Source organism: Mycobacterium sp. 1245499.0 (assembly GCF_001673615.1).
Taxonomy (GTDB): domain Bacteria; phylum Actinomycetota; class Actinomycetes; order Mycobacteriales; family Mycobacteriaceae; genus Mycobacterium; species Mycobacterium europaeum_A.
Map to the genome: position 1 here is coordinate 1 of NZ_LZMG01000429.1, position 1,123 is coordinate 1,123.

1 protein-coding gene and 1 pseudogene are annotated in these 1,123 nt (G+C 71.0%); both read right to left on the minus strand.

The window, feature by feature from the left end; all coding sequences use genetic code 11:
• Positions 1-736 (minus strand): AAA family ATPase (locus tag A5646_RS26385; protein WP_156765724.1); only part of this gene is annotated, 736 nt, incomplete at its 3' end.
• Positions 737-921: 185 nt separating this feature from the next.
• A pseudogene (locus tag A5646_RS30530) lies at positions 922-1,068 on the minus strand (hypothetical protein); the annotation flags it as partial.
• Positions 1,069-1,123 lie beyond the last annotated feature (55 nt).

Consider the following 1,123-nt stretch of genomic DNA (forward strand, 5'->3'; position numbering starts at 1 on the left):
CGGTCAACTCGCCACCGGGTTCGGCCGCCCGCACAGTTTCGGCGGCGACCTCCAGCGCCGTCAGCGCGCGCCGGGCGTCGCCGGCGGCCAGCCGCACCAGCAGGTCGACGGCCTCGGGGGCGACGGCGATCTGACCGCCCAGCCCGCGCGGGTCGTCGATCGCGCGCTGCACCACCGCGCGGATGTCGTCGGCGCTCAGCGGCCGCAACTGCAGGATCAGCGAGCGGGACAGCAGCGGCGCCACCACCGAGAAGCTGGGGTTCTCGGTGGTCGCCGCGACCAGCAGCACCACCCGGTTCTCCACGGCCGACAGCAGCGCGTCCTGCTGGGTCTTGGAGAACCGGTGCACCTCGTCGATGAACAGCACCGTCTGCTCGCCGGACAGCAGCGCCCGGCGCGCGCTATCGATCACCGCCCGAACGTCTTTGACACCGGCCGACAGGGCCGACAGCGCCTCGAACCGGCGCCCGGTCGCCTGCGAGATCAGCGCGGCCAGCGTCGTCTTGCCGCTGCCGGGGGGCCCGTACAGGATGGCCGATGCCACGCCCGAACCCTCGACCAGGCGGCGCAGCGGGGACCCGGGCGCCAGCAGATGGTCCTGCCCGACCACCTCGTCCAGCGATGCCGGACGCATCCGCACCGCCAGGGGGGCGCCGCCCGACACGCCCAGCCCGTGATCGGTCGGCTGCGACGCGCCGGGTAGGTCAAACAGACCGTCGGACACGGCTTCAGGCATACCACGACCGGCCGACGCCCGCGCCGGCCCAGGCACGCAGCCGGCAATCCCGGCACCCACGGCCCATCTTTGCTAAGTTCCGGTTGCCGAGTTCCGCGGGCGTTTTCTCAAGGAAACTTCGCCACACTTGGAAATCCGACAGCAAGGACGGACATGAGCCAACCTCCCGAGTATCCAGGCACCCCGTAGACGAGAGCCGAAACGATCAGCGCCACAGGGTTTTTGGTGAATGCGTTCCAGGCCCAGCCGAACGCGTCACCGACGCTGAACGCGGGCCGGGGCGGCGCCCCGTAGCCGGGTGGGGGCCCGTAGCCGGCAATCCCGGCACCCACGGCCCATCTTTGCTAAGTTCCGGTTGCCGAGTTCCGCGGGCGTTTTCTCAAGTCC